This is a genomic window from Streptomyces sp. NPDC047525 (assembly GCF_040643025.1).
GTDB lineage: Bacteria > Actinomycetota > Actinomycetes > Streptomycetales > Streptomycetaceae > Streptomyces > Streptomyces durmitorensis.
In genome coordinates this window covers 142,484-160,997 of sequence record NZ_JBEYTL010000002.1, presented here as the reverse complement: position 1 = coordinate 160,997, position 18,514 = coordinate 142,484, and the positions used below count along the sequence as shown (strand labels likewise).

Here is an 18,514-nt window from a genome sequence, read left to right as displayed (position 1 = left end):
CGCAGCACCGCAATACGAGCTGATCTCACAAGGAGAGCCTCATGAAGGTGGGCATGGTCGCGAACCACTATCCGCACGCCGCGTATCAGGAGGAGTTCATCGCGCGCGTCCACCGGGTCGCCGAGGAGTTCCGGCGGACGGCGGGATGCCTCTCGGCCGACTGCTGGGTGTCCGACGACGCGGTGGTCTCGATCGTCCAATGGGAGTCCGAGGACGCCTTCGCGGCGTCGTTCGCCGCCGTCAAGGCCGCCGGGCTCGATCTCGACCACGACGAGCGCGAATCACGCCCCCGCGAGATCCGCCGGCTCACCGCCGCCTGACCCCGAGGGGACACCTCAGGGCGCGATCGCGCCGAGCAGCGCCCTCGCGCACAGGTCACGCACCTGTGCGCGAGGCAGCAGCTCCGGCTCCTCGAGCCACTCCAGGCAGACGGTCACCATGAAGGCGAGCCAGCCACGCACCGCCAGGCGCAGCGTGGGCAGGTCGTGGGTGGTGGCCGCCGTCTCGGGGTCCGCGGCCAGGGCTTGCAGGATCTGGTCCTCGTGGGCCGCCAGGCCTTCGCGGTAGATCCTGCGGACCGTGGCGTCGCCCGTCTCCTCCGCCCGGTGGAAGGCGCGGAAGCCTTCGGCGTGCGATTCGACGTACGCGAGGAACGTGTCGAGGCCCGTGCCGATCTGGTCGCGGACCGGCACTCCGGGCACAGCCGCCGTCAGACGCAGCATGCGATGGCTCTCGCGCTGCACCACGGCGGCGAAGAAATCGCTCTTGGTCGGGAAGTAGTGGTAGAGCAGTCCGCGTGAGACGCCCGCGATCTCGGCCACCCGCTCGACCCACACGTCGTCGTACGGATTCTGCGCGAAGAGCCGCGCCCCTGCCGAGAGAAGCTGCTCCCTGCGCTCCTCGGTGCTGAGTCTGCGGCGCGTGCGCTCCTGCGGGTTCGCGGCCATGTGAGCACCTTACTTGACGTGGATTCAATAGCGGGACCAGACTGGAGGGCCTTATTGAATCCGCGTACAACAGGCTCAACGGGTCTGCGGCACAAGGGAGATGGCACACATGGCGCAGGTGTCGCAGACATCGCAGACGTCGCAGATGACAGAGGGTGCCGGGACGGCCGGGGCTGCTGCGCCTTCCGGGCCTGCCGAGGCTGCTGGGTCTGCTGGGCCCCCCAAAGGGTTCCGCAGCGCCGAGCTCGCGTGGCCGCGCCTCGACCTCATCCCGCATCCGCCGCGCCGCCTGCCCCTGATAGGTGACGTCCTTGGCGCCAACGTCCGTACGCCCGTGCAGGACTCGATGCGCATCGGCAGCAGCCTGGGGCCCATCTTCCGCCGCAAGGCCTTCGGCAAGGAGATCGTCTTCGTCTGGGGCGCCGAGCTCGCGGCCGAGCTGGCCGACGAGTCGCGGTTCGCCAAGCACGTCGGCCTGGGGGTGGCCAATCTGCGGCCGGTGGCCGGTGACGGCCTGTTCACCGCGTACAACCACGAGCCCAACTGGCAGCTGGCGCACGACATCCTCGCGCCGGGCTTCAGCCGCGACGCGATGGCCGGCTACCACCCGCTGATGCTGGACGTCGCCCGGCAGTTGACCGACCGCTGGGACGCGCGGGAGTCGGCGGGCCGGTCCGTGGACGTGCCCGGCGACATGACGAAGCTGACCCTGGAGACGATCGCCCGCACCGGCTTCGGGCACGACTTCGGCTCCTTCGAGCGGTCCAGGCCGCACCCCTTCGTGACGGCCATGGTCGGCACGCTCTCCTACGCCCAGCGCCGCAACGTCGTGCCGCCCGCGCTCGCCCCGCTGCTCCTTCGCGGCGCGACCCGGCGCAACGCCGCCGACATGGCCTACCTCAACCGCACCGTCGACGACGTGGTCGCCGCCCGCCGCGCCGCGTCGGGCCCCGGCGAAGGCGATCTGCTCGACCGGATGCTGGAGGTCGCCCACCCCGACACCGGTGAGCGGCTCTCCGCCGAGAACATCCGCCGCCAGGTCATCACCTTCCTGGTCGCCGGGCACGAGACGACCTCGGGCGCCCTGTCGTTCGCGCTGCACTACCTCGCGCGCTCCCCCGAGGTCCTGGCCCGCGCGCAGGCGGAGGTCGACGCGGTCTGGGGCGACGCGGACGAACCCGCGTACGAGCAAGTCGCCAAGCTCCGTTATCTGCGCCGCGTCCTCGACGAGTCGCTGCGGCTGTGGCCGACCGCGCCCGGCTTCTCCCGCCAGGCCCTGCACGACACCACCATCGGCGGCACCCATCCCGTCCGCGCGGGCGGCTGGGCACTCGTCCTGGCCACGCTGTTGCACCGCGACCCGGCGGCGTGGGGCGAGCGGCCCGAGGAGTTCGATCCCGACCGGTTCGCCCCTTCGGCGGTGCGTGCGCGGCCCGCCCATGTCTTCAAGCCGTTCGGCACGGGCGCGCGGGCCTGCATCGGCCGTCAGTTCGCGCTGCACGAGGCGACGTTGGTCCTCGGTCTGCTCCTGCGCCGCTACGACCTGCACGCCGATCCGGGCTACCGCCTGCGGGTCGCCGAGCGCCTCACCCTCATGCCCGAAGGCCTCACCCTGCGGCTCACCCGCCGCGCCGCGGCCGCGTAGGACACGATTGTCAGACCCGTGCGCAAGAGTGGAGGGTCCACCGGTGCGAACCACCGGCCCTTGTGACCCCGCGCAGAGGAGCTCTCGACATGACCGGCACGCCGACCCCCGAACTGGCCGCCGCCCAGGCCTGCTTGCGGCTGCTGCACACCGCACGCGCCGCGCTGTCCGGCCCTTCACCGGCCGCGGCGGCCTCGCTGCTCGCAGGACCCATGGCGGAGGCGGACGAGGCGCTGCGCCGCGCGGGCCTGACGGGCAACGAGGCCGAGCTCCTGAACAGGATCTACGACCTCGGGCCCGACCACCCCGATCCCCGGGCGCACCCCGATCCCCGGGAGTGCCCCGCTTCGGCTAGTTCGGCTCCGTCACTTCCTTAGGCCGATTGGACCCCTTGGGTTCCGTCGATGCGTTCGGCTTCCAGGTGAACTTGTCGCCGCCCACCCAGCGCACCAGATCCGGATCGTCCACGTCGTGCACGACGACACCCGCCTGAGCGGCCACCTCCAGGACGTCGACGAGTTCCCTGGCCTCGCCGACCACCTCGCCGTCGAGCTCCACGATGCGGAAGGGCGGTCGGCCGGGGTTGACGCCAAGGACCGTGATCCGAGGGTTCGCCATATAGAGGTTCGCGCTTTCGGTCATGTCTGGAGGCTTCCACGCTCCGGCTCCGTCATGACCATCACGACCTGCCCGTTCGGCCGCTCGGGCTACGTACCGGTCGTCTCGGGGCGCCCGACGAGCCGCTCGGCCGCCGAGCGCGCCGAGGCCAGGGCGCCCTTCCGGTCGGCTCCGCGCTGCCCCAGGACGACACGGGTGCTCAGGCCGTCCAGGAGTGCGAGGAGTTCACCGGACCGGCCCGCGGCGTCGTCCACCGCGAAGGCCTCCTGAGCCGTGCCCTGGGTGAGCAGGGCCTCCAGATCGGCCTGCCAGCCGCGGTCGAGGTCGTCCTGGGCCGCGCGGAGCGGTTCATTGGCGCCGGCACGCGCCCACAGCTCGATCCAGAGCATCCAGCGGGGGTCACGCGGCCCCTTGGGAAGGTACATCCGCAGGAACCGGTCGAGCTTGCGGGCGGGGGCCGCACGCCCCGCGAGCAGCGCGCGGCGCTCCTCCGTGAGCGCGGCCTCGCTCCAGCTCAGCGCCTCCAGGAGCAGGCGGTCCTTGCTGCCGAAGTAGTACAGGATGTGGCCGCCGCTGGTGCCGAGACGCTCGGCGAGCGCGGACATGGTGAGCGCGGCGAGGCCGTTCTCAGCGATCGCCGTCATCGCCTCCTCCAGCATCCGGTCCCGCGCGACCTGCCCGTCCCGCCGTCGTGCCACGCCTGCTCCCGTTCCGATCCCCGCGTCCTGCTCCACCCGCCGACCCTATCCCCGGTGTCCGCGGCCGATTTCCCGCAGGGTCTTGACGGCTCCCCGGCCCGTGGCGCATTTTGAATGCCGTTCTAGGTCATAGAACGGCATTCAAAGTCTGGGTGCCGGAGAGTGAGGTGCTCGCATGGCACGACAGACCGCGGATTCCGCCGGGACAGCAGCCGGAACGACAGCAGGGACGACAGCCGGGGCGACAGTGGGACCGGCAGCAGGGACGACCACCGGGCTCGGCACGGGCGTCACCAGCGACGAGGTGTTCCGGGTCGAGACCCACGGCATCGACCCGATCCCGGACGAGGACCGGCACGGCAGCGCCAAGGATCTGTTCTGGCTCTGGTTCGGCTCGAATCTGACCTTCACCTACGTCATCAACGGCGCCCTCGCCGTCAGCTTCGGCCTCAGCTTCTGGCAGGCCACCGCCGTGGTCGTCATCGGCGGGCTCTCCTTCTTCGTCATCAGCGCGGCAGGCCTGAGCGGCATACGCACCGGCACCGCGACCCTGGTCATCTCCCGTGCCGCCTTCGGCGTGCTCGGGAACTTCCCCGCCGGACTGCTCAACTGGGTGGTCTCCATCGGCTACACCATCGTCAACACCGTGGTCGGCACGCTCGCCCTGGAAGCGCTCTTCACCGACCTCGGCTGGGCGGGCGGAGGGGACGCGGCACGCGCACTCGCCCTGACGGTGACCCTCGCGATGACCTTCGCGGTGGCCATGTGGGGGCACGCCACCGTGCAGCTCGCCGAGCGCTGGATGGCGTACGTGCTCGCCGCCGGCTTCGGGGTGCTGCTTGTCTTCGTGCTGCCCGACGCCGACTTCGGTGCGGCATCGGGCGGCGGGGCGGGATTCTCCGGCTGGACGCTCGCGTTCGTGGTGATGCTCGCGGGGCCGTTCTCGTACCTGCCGATGCCCGCCGACTACACCCGCTATCTGCCCCGGGACACCTCGCTGCGCTCGATCACCGTCACCGGCGCGCTCGGCGGTCTCGTCTCGTCCGTGGCGCTCGGTGTGGCGGGCGTCGCGGCCGCCACGCAGACCGACATGACGGATGCGGTCGCGGGGGTGGAGGGACTGCTTCCGGGCTGGTTCCAGGCGGTGTTCCTGCTGCTCGTGCTCGGCGGCTCGGTCACCAACTCGATCCTCACGCTCTACTCCTCAAGCCTCAACCTCCAGGTGCTCGGCATCCCCTGGAGCCGCGCGAAGGCCATCGTCATCAGCGTCGCCGTGACGGCGCTCGGCTCGCTCGGCGCGCTGTTCCTGACCGACTTCACCGAGTCGCTGCTCAGCTTCCTCTCGCTCCTGATCATCGTGTTCGCGCCGTGGGGCGGAGTGTTCCTCGCCGACATGCTGCTGCGCCGCTGCCGTTACGACACCGGGGCGCTGCACACGACCGCACGGGACGGCGCCTACTGGTACCGGGCCGGTTTCCACCCCGCCGGGATGGCCGCCCTCGTCGCCGGGATGGCGTTTGCCGCGCTGACCTGCGACTCGGAGCTGTGGACCGGGCCGCTGGTGGCGCCGCTCGGCGGCGGTGACCTCACCTTGCTGGGCTCCGTCGTCGCCGGGCTCACGTACTGGGCGCTCGTCCGCCGCAGCGTGCCAGCTTCCCTGTCCGCCTCCGCCTCCGCCTCCGCCTCCGCCTCCGCCTCCGCCTGAGGCATCCCCCGCTACACCCATGAACCACTCGAACCACCCGTACCGCCCCAGGAGTTCACCTCTCATGACCAGCACCACCCCCAGGCCCGCGGATCTCGTCCTGCGCAACGCCCGCATCCACACCGTCGACCCTGAACTCCCCTCGGCCGAGGCTCTCGCCGTACTGGACGGGCGCATCGCATGGCTCGGCTCCGACGCGGAGGCGGACTCCTGGACCGGCGAGGGAACCCAGGTCGTCGACGGCGGCGGACGCCTGGTCCTGCCCGGCTTCATCGACGCCCACAACCACGTGCGGCTCGGCTCCGACGACGCGTGCGTCCAGCTCGCCGGTGCCCGCACCCTCGGCGAGATCCACGACCGCATCCGCACCTGGCGCGCCGAGAACCCGGACGCGGACTGGATCGAGGCCGAGGCCTTCGACTACTCCGCGATCCCCGGCGGCCGGATGCCGAACGCCGCCGACCTCGACCCCGTCACCGGCGACACCCCGGCCTTCGTGCTGAGCTACGACGTCCACACCGCCTGGCTCAACACGGCCGCCCTGCGCCGACTCGGCGTCGACCGCGACCGTACGTCGCTGCCGTTCGGCCGCGCCGAGACCGACCCGGCGACGGGCGAACCCACCGGGTTCGTCAAGGACTTCGCGGTCAAGGGGCTCTCGCGAGACGGCCACCGCGCCCTGCGCGAGCTAGGTCTTCCGTGGGCGTCGCCCGACCGCCAGTACGGGCGGCTCGCCAAGAGCCTGGACGACGCGATCGGCTTCGGCATCACCACGGTCGTCGAACCGCAGAACTCCCTGGACGACCTGGAGCTCTTCACCCGCGCCCGCGAGGAGGGGCGGCTGCGTTCGCGCATCGTCGCCGCGCTCTTCCACCCGCGCGGCACGACCGACGCCGACCTGGACGACTTCGCGGCCGCCGCACAGCGGTTCGCGGACGACCGGCTGCGGGTCGGGCCGCTCAAGCTGTACATCGACGACGTCGTGGAGCCGCGCACCGCCGCGCTCCTTGAGCCCTACTCCGGGTGCGGGAAGCATCGGGGCGACACGTTCTACCCCGCGCACGAGTTCGCGGAGCTGCTCGCGAAGCTGGACGCCCGCGGCTTCCAGTGCTTCGTGCACGCCACCGGCGACCGTGGCATCCGCACGGTCCTGGACGCCGTCGAGCACGCCCGCGCACTCAACGGACCGCGCGACGCCCGCCACCAGGTCGTCCACGTCGAGTGCCTGGACCCCGCCGACACCCCGCGCTTCGCCGAACTCGGTGTCGTCGCCTGCATGCAGCCGCGCCACTGCGCCCCCGAGATCGCGGGCCCCGGCCAGGACTGGGCCGAGAACATCGGCGCGGACCGGTGGCACAAGGCCTGGCCGATGCGGAGCCTGCACGAGGCGGGGGCGGTGCTCGCGCTCTCCAGCGACTGGAACGTCGCCGAGATGGACCCGATGGCGGGCATCTACACCGCCCTCACCCGCCGCCCCCTCGGCGGCGGCGAACCCTGGCAGCCCACCGAGACGCTCGACGTCGAGACGGCCGTCCACGGCTACACGATGGGCTCCGCCCACGCCAACTTCCTTGAGGACGAGCGGGGTTCGCTGACCGTGGGCAAGCTGGCCGACTTCGTCGTCCTGTCCCGGGACATCCTGCGCGTACGTCCCGAGGACATCCCGGGGACGAAGGCCGAGGTCGTGGTGGTGGGCGGGGTGGTGACGGTCGGGTAGCCGGCCGCGGGCGGACCGGCCGGGGACGGCCCGGCGGCTCAGCCCAGCCGCTCGACCGCCTTGAGGACCTGACCGGCGCCGTCCTCCGCGCCCATCCGGCGGGAGACGGCACGGGCGGCTTCCTTGTACGCGGCCTCGCGCACCGCACGCCCGAGCTGCTCGGCGAGGCGCTCCGCCGTGAGCTCCTTGAACGGGACGGGTGCGGTGGCCGCGCCGAGTCCGGCGAGCCGCGAGGCCCAGAAGGGCTGGTCCGCCATGACGGGTACGGGGATCGCGGGCACCCCGGCCCGCAGCCCCGCCGCCGTGGTGCCTGCGCCCGCGTGATGGACCACGGCGGCCATCCGCGGGAAGAGCAGCGCGTGGGGCACCTCGTCGACGGTGAGGATGTCGTCGCCCTGCGCCATCAGCGCCGCCCGCCCCTCCTGCAGGACGCCCCGCAGCCCGGCCTTGCGCAGTGCGGAGACGGCCAGCTCGCTCAGTCGCGCGCCCTCCCCCGCGGCCATGCTGCCGAACCCGATGAAGACGGGCGGCGGTCCGGCCCGCAGGAAGTCCTCGTAGGGGGCGGGCAGCGGAGTGTCCGGGTCGTGGTGCGGCCACCAGTTGCCGACGACGTCGAGGCCTGCGCGCCAGTCCGCGGGCCGGGACACCACGGCCGAGCTGAACCCGTGCAGGACCGGCCAACCGGCCTCTTCCTGGCGGCGCCGCAGGGCACTCAGGGCGGCCGGGCGCAGCGAGAGGCGCGCCCGCAGGTCCGCTGCCGCGTCGGCGTAGACACGGTCGGCCATCCGCAGGGAGAAGCGGCCGAGCGCGCGGTTGCCCGGCCCGCCGAGCGACCTGCCGCCGGTCACCACCGGCGCGAACTCCCGTGTGGGATGGGTGGGTTGCAGATAGACGCCCAGGGACGGTACGCCCATGGCCTCGGCAAGGTGCCAGCCGAGGGGCGCCGTGGTCGTCGAGAGCAGCAGCACGTCGGCGCCGGGCTCCGCGGCTTCGACGAGCCCGGCGCCCAGCTCCCGTACGAACGCGGCGGCCGTGCGCATCAACTGCCGCTTTCCTCCTCCTCCGCCGCCCGCGCTCGTATCGGCGGGCAGCAGACGGAAGGTGAGCCCGGCGCCCCGCACGAGCGGCGCGAAGGATTCCTGCGTGGCAAGGGCGACGTCGTGGCCCGCTTCCCGCAGCCGGGCACCGAGGCCGGTGTACGGGGCGACATCGCCGTACGACCCGGCGGCGGCCAGCAGAATCCTCATCGGCCCGCCACCCCGCTCCCGCCCTCTTCCGCGTTGGCCCGCACCGCCGCGTACAGGAACGCGGCAAGGCCGGGCCGCTGCTCCGAAGGCGGTACGACGAGGGCGAAGGCGCGGGGATCGTCGGCGAAGTCGTCGGCGATGCGCAGGTGCATGGCGGGCGGGCAGGGCGTGAACCAGCGGATGATGTGCTGCCGGTGCTCCTCGGCGAGGGCCGTGGCGCGCTTCCCCTCGGCGGGTTCGCCCTCGTCGAACGCCTTGATCAGTTCGGCCCGCCAGTGGGCCGCCTCGCCCATGAGCCGGGCCCAGTCCTCCTTGGAGTGGGCCGCGGCTCGGCTCATCGCCTCCCTGTGCCCCGCGCTGTTCTCCCACTTGAGCCCGGCCTCGGTGGCGTAGCTCAGGTCGAAGGTGATCTCGCCGAACACCTCGAACCGTTCCTGCGGGCTGAGCCGCACGCCGGTCCGCTGCACCTCCATGGCCCGCTCGGCGACCTCCACCAGGCGGCCCAGCTTGCCGATCTGCTCCACCAGCGCCTTGTGCCGGGCGCGCAGCAGGTCGAGCGCGTCGGCCTGCGGGTCCGCGAGGATCTGCGCGATCTCCTCCAGGGCGAAGCCGAGTTCGCGGTAGAAGAGGATCTGCTGGAGGCGGGCCAGATCGGCGTCGCCGTACAGGCGGTACCCGCCCGGGCTGCGCTCGCTGGGCACGAGCAGCCCGGACCGGTCGTAGTGGTGGAGAGTGCGGACGGTGACCCCCGCGAACCCGGAGACCTGCCCGACGGTGTAGCTCATGGACCTCGCCTTTCGTCGCGTACAGCGTGCAGCCTGACGCGACGTGAGGGTCAAGTCGGCCCTGGGCCCACGTTCACCCGTGCTCGACGGTCATCGGCTCGAAGGCGATCCGCGTCAGCGAGCCGTCGTCCGCCCAGCGCACCTCGACGGTGTCCGCCGTGGCGCTCACCACGGTGGCAGCGTCGGCCGAGGACGCGGGTTCCGGCTCCGCGGTGAGCGTGGCCAGAGCCGCGTACACGGCCGTGCCCTCCGCGTCGGCCGTGAGCCGGGGCAGGCGGGCCCACCGCGTGAAGGCAGTGCCCTGGGGTGCGCGTTGTTCGTCCTGCCCGCTCCAGCCGTGCAAGGGGTGCAGCGCGGAGAGCAAGGACTCGTCCGGGCCCGTCGCCCAGCCCGTGTGGGTGACGCGGGCGCCGTGCGGTGCGCCGACGACGCGGTGCACGCGCAGTTCGTGGCGGCCCCTGGCCACGGTGACGCTCTCCACGCGCAGCCCCGGCACCATGGGCGGACCGCTCACGAACGCCGGGGTGTGCCGGGACGCGGCCCAGCCCCAGCCGTCGCCCTGCCCCGCGCCCAGCGGGTGGATTCGGCAGCGGGCGCTGCGCACTCCCGCCACCTCCACGGCGATGTGGTTGTCCGCGGTGTTGCCGCGTGCCGTGGGTCCTGTCCTGGTGGAGTAGGCCTGGCGGGCGTAGAGCGGGTCCTCGTGGGCCGCCGTCTCCGCCTCGTGCGGGCGCGCGTGGTCGCTGCCGTGGTTGTGCAGCCTGACGATCCCGTCGGCGCGGGTGCTCTGCACGAGGAGGCCGGGCGCGGGCAGCGCGAGGACCTGGTCGCGGCTCTCGCTGGGGGCGGGTTCCTCGGTCGCGGTCCACAGGGGGTGGGTGGCCGGTGCCAGGAGACCGACGAACGCCTTCGACGCCCAGTACGGGGACGCGGGGCCCGAGTAGGACTGGAGGGTCGCCTCGTGCGGGCCGTGCCAGCCGAGGCTGAGCAGTCCGTCGGCGCCGACGGAGCCGCGGTCGAGGAAGTAGCGCAGCGATCCGCTGAGGATCCTGCGCGAGGTGCCAGGGGTGAGGGGCGTGTGGCCGGTGAGCGCGCCGAGGGCCACGGAGGCGCCCGCGGCGAAGCGGTAGGTCAGGGAGCGGCCGAAGTGGATCGGGGCGCCGTCGCCGCCGAAGAGGAGCCCGAAGCTCTCCAGGTGCTCGTGCAGGCGGGCGCCATGCCGGGCCAACTGGTCCTCATCGCGCCCTAGTTGGGCGTCGAGGGTCGGGTACAGGTGCAGGGCCCAGCCGTTGTAGTGGTCGAAGGCACGGCCGTCTCCGTCGGCGTACCAGCCCTGGCCGCGGTTCCAGGTCTCCAGGAGTCCCAGGGCCCGCTCGCGCGCCCGTGCCGTCTCCGCGTCGCCGCGGCCCACCGACTCCAGGAATCCGGCCACGGTGTAGGGGAAGAGGTACCAGTTGTTGGGCGCGGGCACGTGGCGGATCGCGCCGCGCAGCCACTGTGCCGCGCGGTCCTGTACGTCGGTGTCGAGCCGGTCCCACAGCCAGGGGCGGGTCAGCCTCAGGCCGAGGGCGACGGACGCGGACTCGACCATCGGCTGGCCCTGGACGTTGTGGTCGAGGATCACCGGCCAGGACTCGGCGTCGTCGCGGCCCGGTGCATGGGTGCCCGCCGCGAGCCCTTCCGCGTACCGGTCGAGCCAGCCGTGCGGGTCCTTGCCCTCGGCGCCCGCCACCCGGAACGCGGCGGCGAGCAGGGTGCGGGCGTATCCCTCGAGGCCGTCCGACCGTACGCCCGACGCGGAGGGCCGCCCCGGCAGGTCGAGGAGTGCGCCGCACGGAGTCGCCCACTGCCAGGCGGCGCTCAGGAGGCCGTCGGCCGCGGCCTCCCAGTGCTCGCGCGTGTAGCCGGTGTGGGGGCTCAACTCCCGGTTTTCTTCGGGCAGTCCGGGGATGCTCATGCGAGGTAGGCCAGCCTTTCGCGTCGTACGGCATGGGCGAAACCGTCGCCCGCGGCCCAGCGGCCGAGCTCGGCGACGGCGAGATCGGCGAGGCGCCCCCACTCGTTGCCCTGCGAACCGGCCAGGTGAGGGGTGATCGTGACGTGGTCGCACTCCCACAACGGGTGGTCGGGGGGCAGGACTTCGGGGTCGGTGACATCGAGGACGGCGCGGACGCGCCCGGCCAGCGCGGCCTCGGTGAGGGCCTCCTGGTCGAGCACCGCGCCGCGGGCCGTGTTGATGAGCACCGCCTCGTGGCGCATGGCGGCGATCAGTTCACGGCCGACCAGACCTCGGGTGGCGGGCAGCAGCGGCGTGTGGACGCTCACCACGTCACTGCTCGCGAACAATTCCCCGATGCCGACCGGCTGCACGCCCAGCGCCTTGGCCTCCTCGGGGGAGACGTAGGGGTCGTGCAGCAGGACCCGCAGGTCGTAGGGGCGCAGGAGTTCGATGACGCGGCGGCCGATCATCGAGGCGGAGAGGATGCCGACGGTACGGCCGTAGTTGCCCACGCCGTGCGAGAGGCCGAGCCAGTCGTCGCGGCGCCGCGTCGCCCTGAACTCCCTGGCCCGCTCCAAGACCCGCTTGCCGGTGAGCAGGATCATCGCGACGGTGTACTCCGCCACGGGCAGGGCGTTGGCCGCGGCGGCCGACGACACCTCGATGCCGCGGTCCCAGCACTCCGGGGTGATGTGGCCGCGTACCGACCCCGCGGTGTGGACGACGGCCCGCAGCCGGGGCGCGGACGCGAGCACGGCCGCGTCGAGGGGCGGGCACCCCCAGCCGGTGACCAGGACCTCCACGTCCCGGAGCACGGAGCGGGCCCGCTCGGTGGTGAAGTCGTCCAGGACGGTGTCCGGTTCCAGGTCGCAGACCCGGCCGAGTGCGGCCAGGGCGTCGGGGCCGAGCACGGCCGTCGCCGCGTCCCGCGCCATGGCGAGCGCGGTGTGCGGACGGTGGCTGCCGTTCATCAACACGTTCCCTTTCACATGACTCACTGGTGGCTCACTGGTGACTCACTTGACCGAGCCCGCGGTCAGACCCGACTTCCAGAACCGCTGCAGCAGAATGAAGGCGAGGATCAGCGGAAGGACCGCGAGGAGCGATCCCATGATGACCACGGGGTAGTACTCGGGCGAGACGGTGGCCGAGCTGTTCCAGGTGTAGAGGCCGAGACTGACCGGGTACAGCTTCTCGTCCGAGAGCATCACCATCGGCAGGAAGAAGTTGTTCCAGATGGCGGTGAGCTGGAAGAGGAACACCGTGACCAGGCCGGGGCCCAGCATCCGCAGGGAGACGCGCACATAGGTGGTGAGCTCCCCCGCACCGTCCACCCGGGCCGCTTCGAGCACCTCGTCGGGCACGTAACCCTGGCTGAAGATCCGCCCCAGATAGACGCCGAACGGGTTGAACAGGACCGGGATGAACACCGCCCAGAAGGTGTCGACGACTCCCGTGGCCGATGCCATCAGATAGAGCGGCAGCGCGAGCACGGTCTGCGGCACCATCACCGCCGCGAGCACCACGCCGAAGGCCTTCTCCTTGTGCCGGAAGCGGTACTTGTCGAAGGCGTAGCCGCAGGCGACGCTCACCAGCGCGCTGATCGCGGCGCCCAGGACGGCGTAGAGCAGGCTGTTGGTGTACCAGCGGCCGTAGAGGCCGCCGTCCATGGCGAACAGGTCGCGCAGGTTCTGTACGAAGGAGAAGTCGGACAGCGAGAAGAAGTTGCTGCTGAACAGGGCGTCCCGGTTCTTGGAGGCGGCGAGCACCAGCCACAGGACGGGCAGCAGGGTGTAGAGCACCGCGATGCCGACCACGGTGTTCACGACGGTGCGGCCCAGGAGGCGGGGGCGGTGCGCGGTGAGGGTGTCGGCGCTCATCGTGCGGCCTCCTTCTGGGAGCGGTTGGTCCAGCGGGTGACGCCGTAGGAAAGGGCGACCGTGCACAGGAGCAGGATCACCGAGGCCGCAGCGGCGAGCCCGTAGTTGTTGCGGGTGAAGGCCGCGTCGTAGATGTACATGCTGGGCGAGAAGCGCGTGTTGATCATCGGGGACGACTGGCTGAGCAGCATCGGCTCGGTGAACAGCTGCATCGCCCAGATCAGGGTGAACATGGCGACCATGACGATCGAGGGGCGTACCAGGGGCGCCTTGACCTGGAGGGCGGTGCGCACCGGTCCCGCGCCGTCGACGACGGCGGCCTCGATCACTTCTCGGGGCACGGCCTGCAGCGCGGCGTAGAAGATCACCATGTTGTAGCCGAGGTTGCTCCACAGGGCGATGTTCACGATCGAAGGGAGCACGGTGTTCACGCCGAGGAAGTCGATGTGGATGTCGCCCTTGGAGAGCACGTCGACGACCGGGCTGAGGCCCGGCGTGTAGAGGTACAGCCAGATGAGGGCCGCGATGATGCCGGGCACCGCGTGCGGCAGGAACAGCCCCAACTGGGCCCAGGCGCGCAGCCGTACGACGCCCGAGTCGAGCAGCAGGGCGAGCGCGAGGGCCCCGATCACCATGAACGGGATGTAGATCAGGCAGTAGAGGGCGACCGTGCCCAGACTGCCCAGGAAGGTCGGGTCGGTGAGGACGGCCGCGTAGCTGCGCAGGCCGACGAAGACCGTCTTCTCCGGTCCGAAGCCGAGACCCGGCTGGTCGTCGCTGAAGAAGCTCAGCCAGACGGCGGTGCCGACGGGTATCAGGAAGACCGCCACCAACAGGATCATGAAGGGGGTCATCAGGACGCCGCACGCCACATGTTCACGGCGCCGCGCACGCGTACGGGCCCGGCGGACGGGGACGGGGACATCGGCGGTGCGGGTGGCGCGGGCCGGGGGCGCGGTCGTGGTCATCGGGGGTCACCTGCCTTTCTGCTGGTGCTCGTCGGCGTACGGGGCTTCTGTCGCGCCGGGGCGTACGGGGGGTTCCGTCGGCGCCGGGGTGTTCGGGCGGCCGGTCATGTGCTGTGCTCGGTGATGGAGAGGCCAAGAGCCTTGAGGTCCGGCATGGTTCCGTCGTGCGCGGCGCGCACGGCGTCGATGAGCGAGCCCTTGCCGCCGCCGGCGCGCGCGAAGCCGTCCTGCAGCACTCGCTGGGTGGCGGTCATGCGCGGGCCCCAGACCCAGCCGTCGCCGATCGTCTCGGCCTGCTCCTCGAAGAGGCGGTAGATGTCCTGGCCCGAGTAGTAGGTGCGGTCGAAGGCCTTGCGGCCCACGGGGACCAGGTCGGGTACGGCCGGGTACTGGCTGCTGGCTCCACTGGAGAGTCGAGCCCGCAGGGCGTCGGGGTGCGAGACCTGCCACTCGATGAACTCCATGGCGGCTTCGGGGTGTCGGCTGTCCTTGGTGACGGCGAAGGTGGAGCCGCCGTGGGTGCCGACGACGGGGTTCTCGGGGTCCCACTGCGGGAGCGGGGCGAGGGCCCACCGGCCCTTCTGGCCCGGTCTTGCGTTCATCTGCGAGCCCGCGTCCCAGGCGCCGGTGAGCCGGGCCAGGATCAGGCCCTCACCGAGCTGCGCGTCGTGGTGCCTGCTCTCGCTGGCGTTGACGAAGAGCAGGTCCTCGTCGATGAGCCCCTGCCAGTACGCCGCGACCTTCCGGGTCGGCCGGTCCGTCAGCGACACGTTCCAGGCGCCGTCGCGGGTGTCGAACCACTGGGCGCCCGCCTGCCACGCCCACGCGGCGAACTGGGTGCCGCCGTCGGTGGGGAAGAGTGCGAGCCGCCGGTCGCGGTCCTTGTCCCGCACGGTGCGGGCGGCCTCGGTGAACTCGTCCCAGGTGCGCGGGACTTCGATCCCGTACGTCTCGAAGAGGTCGGAGCGGTAGTGGAGCACCATCGGCTCGACGTCGAGCGGGACAGCGAAGACCCGCTTCTCGAAGGTGGTGAGGCCAAGGGCCTGCGGCAGCAGCTTGGCGCGCAGCCGGTCGCTCATCAGCGAGGTGATGTCCCGGGCCACGCCGTCGATGGCGAAGCCGGGGACCTGCGGGTACTCGATCGTGGCGACGTCCGGGGCGTTTTTGGCCCGGGCCGCGTTGCTGAGCTTGGCGTATCCGCCCATGGCGCCGGACGGGATCTGCTGGAACTCGACCTGGATGCGGTCGTGGGTCTTGTTGAACGCGTCGACCACTTCCTGGCTTCCGCGCAGTGCGGACCAGAAGGTGACGCGTGTGGTGCCGCCTTTGCTGCGCGACGTGCTGCCCGTGCTGCCCGAACAGGCGCTGAGCGCACCTGCCATGGGAACTGCGGCTGTCACGGCGAGCAGGGACCGGCGGCTCGGTCGACCAGGCATGGGTGCCTCCCGCGGCTCTTGTTCGGGACACCGGAATCCTGATCGCGTGAACGTTGCCGGTCAATAGACCGATCAAAAGAAACTGAAGCGGTCAAACGATCCCGAGGTGTGTCGCGGATCCACGGACCTTGAGCTCCGGCAGAAGCTGCACGCGCTGCGTCGTCCCGGCGCCCGGCCCCGCCAACTCGTCGAGCCTGCGCAGCAGAAGCCCGGCCGCCGTCCGCCCCACCTCGTGCTTCGGCGGGGACACGGCGGTCAGCGGCGTACTGCCGAGCGCGGCCACCACGTCGTCGTACGCCACCACCGAGCAGTCCTGCGGCACCCGCACCCCCCGGTCCATGAGCTGCTGCACGAGCATCAGCGCGTCGACGTCGCCGTGCAGCACGGCCGCCGTCGCCCCGCGCTCGCGGAGCCGCGCCGCCAGGTCCAGTGGTTCACGCACCCGGCCGGGGCCCGCGCCCGCGGCACTGAGCATCACGGACCAGTCCTCGATCTCGGGCCGGGACGCGGCGATCTCGGCGAAGGCCGCACGCAGCGCCCTGGCCGTCGGGCTGTCGTCGCGGGCGGCCAGGACGATCCGCCGGTGGCCGAGCCCGACGAGGTGGTCGACGGCGAGATGGATGCCGTACCAGTGGTCGGTGCAGACCGAGTCCATCGCGTGCAGCGCACTGCCCGCACGCGGCCGCCGCTCCATCAGGACCGTGGGCACGCCCGACGCGGCGAGCCAGGCGTAGTCCGCCTCCTCCTCGGCAGCGGTGCGCCAGCGCGGGGCGATGAGGAGCCCCCGCACTTCCTCGGCCAACACCCGCTCGACCAGCGGCCGTTCGGCGCCCTCCACCTGCGGTGCGATGTGCAGCGCGACCCGCATCCCGGCCTCGTTCAGGACGCCGCGGGCCCCGTGCATCGTCTCGTACAGATAGGTGTGCCGCTCGGGCACCATCAGCGCCACGGCGCCGCCGCTCGCCGGTGGCTCGGCAGGCGCGGAGCTCCTTTCCACCGGCCCGACGGACCGCGCAGTGCCGTGCCCGCGCCGCAACTTGCCCTCCCGGGCGAGGTCTTCGACGTCCCGGCGCACGGTGATCACCGAGACCTCGAGATCGTCGGCGAGATCACTCAGCCGCGCCTCACCACGCGACTCCACGACGGCGAGTATCCGCTGCCGCCTGACATCCCTCGGCTCCCGCATGCTGCCGACCCCCTAGCGACGTACCCATCGGGTGTTCGTTTGAGCGTTTCGCTGGAGGATATCGATCATTGCCCCGTCTGTGTCCAGGTCGGCGATGTTCGTCACTGGCGGCTGAGCGAGCGCGTGATGCCGGCCGCGACCGTGGTCACCAGGACCCAGCCCGTGGCGATCAGCAGATACGAGAGCCACTGGTACCCGCCGTCCGGCGCGAAGGCCGACTCCTGCCCGAAGCCGATGATCGGAAGGAGCAGGTCAAGGGTGTAGAAGACGGGGTTGAAGTGCGGGGCCTCGTCGGACTTCAGCGGGCGCGGATGGTGGAGGGCGAAGGCGACGGCGCCGGTGAGCAGCAACACCAGCAGCCACCCGGCGGCACGCATCGGGCGGAACCCGTAGCCGACCGTCACGTCCTGCAGGTGACCCCAGATCCTGGCGTACGCGGGCAGGGTGCGCCGGTGGCGGCGGAGCTTGGCCAGCTGCACGGTGCGGGCGGCGGCCTCGTCGCCCACCGTGCGGTACGCGGCGGCCAACTGCTCGTAGCCCTGCGGGAGATAGCCGGTCGCCTCACGCTCGAGGAGCGGCAGCCGCTGCTCCGCGGGCAGGTCAGGGGCGAGCCTTCGGTAGCCGAGGCCGTCGAGCTTGACCTGGTCGGGCCACACCTCCGGGGAGACGTACAGGAGGTCCAGCTGGGAGCGGCGCAGGTTCACGGTCCCCTGGATCGGAGCGGCCTCCCGCAGCCACAGCTCCCCGACGACACAGCTGCTGGCGCGCAGCGCCGTCCCGCCGGGGTGGGAGAGGCGGGCGTAGGCCAGATTGACGTGCCGCGGGATTCTGGCGCCGCTCATGTTGACCGTGCCGCGGGCGCGCAGCCGCTTGGCCCGCAGATCGGTGCCGACCGACAGGGTCTCGACGTCCAAGGCGATCTCACCGGGGCCGCCGCCCACTTCGGCTCCGTCGAGGTTGACCTGGCCTCCGACGGTGGCTCCGTTCATCCGGACCTGGCCATGGGCCACCAGGCCGGGGGCCCATACGTCGGCGCCGATCACCGCGTGGTTCAGCTGCAGCACCGCTTCCACCGCGGCTTCGGGGTCCGGCGCGTCCGGCGCCCCGGGATCGTGCGGGGTGCCCAGCTCCGCCCCGTTGGCGAAGAAGGCGCCGGTGATCTGTGCGCCCGCGAGCCGCACGGGGCCCGCTATCCGGCAGCAGGTGATCCGCAGGGCAAGCTCGACCCGGAGGGTGCCCGCCTTCAGCCCCGGCAGAACCGAGTCGCTGAGCGCCAGCGTGCGGACCTGGGCCCCGTACAGGTTCGGCGCCTCCTCGAAGTGGCAGGACCGCAGCCGCACGGGCTGCTCGACCGTCCCGTACATGAGGTCGAGGCACCCGGTGATCCGCGCGCCCGTCAGCTTCATGCCCGCGATCTCGCCGTCCTCCGTCGGCCCATTGAGCAGCAGTGCACGCAGCACCTCGGCACGCACCGTCCGCTCGGGCCCCCAGGACCCACCGGTCCCGGGATCGTCCTCGGGGCTCTCACGGACCTCGGGGCTCTCGCGGAAGTCGACGCCCTCGCCGAGCGGAAACGCCTGCCAGACGCGGCGCTCCGCGGGTGTCAGGTCGGTGATCTCCATCGGCGGGATGCTGTCGCGACCGTGTTCGAGCTGTCAACTCCGGCCCCGCATCGGCCCCTTG

At 71.9% G+C, this 18,514-nt stretch carries 17 protein-coding genes; 5 read left to right on the top strand and 12 right to left on the bottom strand.

Going from position 1 to position 18,514, the window contains the following annotated elements:
• Positions 1 to 41 precede the first annotated feature (41 nt).
• Complete coding sequence (locus tag ABZ833_RS06125; RefSeq protein ID WP_361041776.1) at positions 42 to 320, top strand: antibiotic biosynthesis monooxygenase; 279 nt, start codon at positions 42 to 44, stop codon at positions 318 to 320.
• A 15-nt stretch (positions 321 to 335) separates the two neighbouring features.
• Here the strand turns inward: ABZ833_RS06125 and ABZ833_RS06120 are convergent, their stop codons facing one another.
• Positions 336 to 947 (bottom strand): helix-turn-helix domain-containing protein, encoded by a 612-nt coding sequence (locus ABZ833_RS06120; RefSeq protein ID WP_361041774.1) that lies wholly within the window; start codon positions 945 to 947, stop codon positions 336 to 338.
• A 109-nt stretch (positions 948 to 1,056) separates the two neighbouring features.
• On the opposite strand from ABZ833_RS06120, the gene ABZ833_RS06115 reads away from it, so the two are divergent.
• A complete protein-coding gene (locus ABZ833_RS06115; RefSeq protein WP_361041771.1) occupies positions 1,057 to 2,592 on the top strand; it encodes a cytochrome P450 in 1,536 nt (511 codons plus the stop codon).
• An 89-nt stretch (positions 2,593 to 2,681) separates the two neighbouring features.
• The gene (locus tag ABZ833_RS06110; protein WP_361041768.1) at positions 2,682 to 2,969 is read left to right on the top strand and encodes a hypothetical protein; all 288 of its coding nucleotides are present in this window, start codon (positions 2,682 to 2,684) and stop codon (positions 2,967 to 2,969) included.
• Here ABZ833_RS06110 and ABZ833_RS06105 read toward each other — a convergent pair.
• Together ABZ833_RS06105 and ABZ833_RS06100 are read right to left on the bottom strand one after the other, a co-directional pair.
• Entirely contained in the window at positions 2,944 to 3,234 is a 291-nt protein-coding gene (locus ABZ833_RS06105; protein WP_361041765.1) for a hypothetical protein, read from the bottom strand. The genes ABZ833_RS06110 and ABZ833_RS06105 overlap by 26 nt on opposite strands.
• Before the next feature lie 65 nt (positions 3,235 to 3,299).
• Positions 3,300 to 3,869, bottom strand: coding sequence for a TetR/AcrR family transcriptional regulator (locus tag ABZ833_RS06100; RefSeq protein WP_361043110.1), 570 nt, complete (start codon positions 3,867 to 3,869; stop codon positions 3,300 to 3,302).
• 214 nt (positions 3,870 to 4,083) lie between these two features.
• Between ABZ833_RS06100 and ABZ833_RS06095 the strand changes: the two genes are divergently transcribed.
• Positions 4,084 to 5,613, top strand: a complete 1,530-nt coding sequence (locus tag ABZ833_RS06095) for a cytosine permease (RefSeq protein ID WP_361041763.1) — start codon at positions 4,084 to 4,086, stop codon at positions 5,611 to 5,613.
• Between the two features lie 64 nt (positions 5,614 to 5,677).
• On the top strand, positions 5,678 to 7,330 hold the full coding sequence (locus ABZ833_RS06090) for an amidohydrolase (protein ID WP_361041761.1): 1,653 nt from the start codon (positions 5,678 to 5,680) through the stop codon (positions 7,328 to 7,330).
• A 38-nt stretch (positions 7,331 to 7,368) separates the two neighbouring features.
• On the opposite strand, the gene ABZ833_RS06085 is transcribed toward ABZ833_RS06090, so the two are convergent.
• From ABZ833_RS06085 to ABZ833_RS06045, 9 genes are all read right to left on the bottom strand, one after another.
• Complete coding sequence (locus tag ABZ833_RS06085; RefSeq protein ID WP_361041759.1) at positions 7,369 to 8,577, bottom strand: glycosyltransferase; 1,209 nt, start codon at positions 8,575 to 8,577, stop codon at positions 7,369 to 7,371.
• A complete protein-coding gene (locus tag ABZ833_RS06080; RefSeq protein WP_361041756.1) occupies positions 8,574 to 9,362 on the bottom strand; it encodes a MerR family transcriptional regulator in 789 nt (262 codons plus the stop codon). Before ABZ833_RS06080 ends, ABZ833_RS06085 begins: the two co-directional genes overlap by 4 nt.
• Before the next feature lie 73 nt (positions 9,363 to 9,435).
• Entirely contained in the window at positions 9,436 to 11,319 is a 1,884-nt protein-coding gene (locus ABZ833_RS06075; RefSeq protein ID WP_361041754.1) for a DUF2264 domain-containing protein, read from the bottom strand.
• A complete protein-coding gene (locus tag ABZ833_RS06070; protein ID WP_361041752.1) occupies positions 11,316 to 12,332 on the bottom strand; it encodes a hydroxyacid dehydrogenase in 1,017 nt (338 codons plus the stop codon). The genes ABZ833_RS06075 and ABZ833_RS06070 overlap by 4 nt, the downstream gene beginning before the upstream one ends.
• Before the next feature lie 45 nt (positions 12,333 to 12,377).
• Positions 12,378 to 13,241 (bottom strand): carbohydrate ABC transporter permease, encoded by an 864-nt coding sequence (locus ABZ833_RS06065; protein WP_361041749.1) that lies wholly within the window; start codon positions 13,239 to 13,241, stop codon positions 12,378 to 12,380.
• The gene (locus ABZ833_RS06060; protein ID WP_361041746.1) at positions 13,238 to 14,209 is read right to left on the bottom strand and encodes a sugar ABC transporter permease; all 972 of its coding nucleotides are present in this window, start codon (positions 14,207 to 14,209) and stop codon (positions 13,238 to 13,240) included. The genes ABZ833_RS06065 and ABZ833_RS06060 overlap by 4 nt, the downstream gene beginning before the upstream one ends.
• Positions 14,210 to 14,313: 104 nt before the next feature.
• On the bottom strand, positions 14,314 to 15,645 hold the full coding sequence (locus tag ABZ833_RS06055) for an extracellular solute-binding protein (RefSeq protein ID WP_361041744.1): 1,332 nt from the start codon (positions 15,643 to 15,645) through the stop codon (positions 14,314 to 14,316).
• Between the two features lie 91 nt (positions 15,646 to 15,736).
• Positions 15,737 to 16,831, bottom strand: coding sequence for a substrate-binding domain-containing protein (locus ABZ833_RS06050; protein ID WP_361041742.1), 1,095 nt, complete (start codon positions 16,829 to 16,831; stop codon positions 15,737 to 15,739).
• A 101-nt stretch (positions 16,832 to 16,932) separates the two neighbouring features.
• Positions 16,933 to 18,453: a membrane-associated oxidoreductase gene (locus tag ABZ833_RS06045; RefSeq protein ID WP_361041740.1), complete on the bottom strand. Its 1,521-nt coding sequence runs from the start codon at positions 18,451 to 18,453 to the stop codon at positions 16,933 to 16,935.
• Positions 18,454 to 18,514 lie beyond the last annotated feature (61 nt).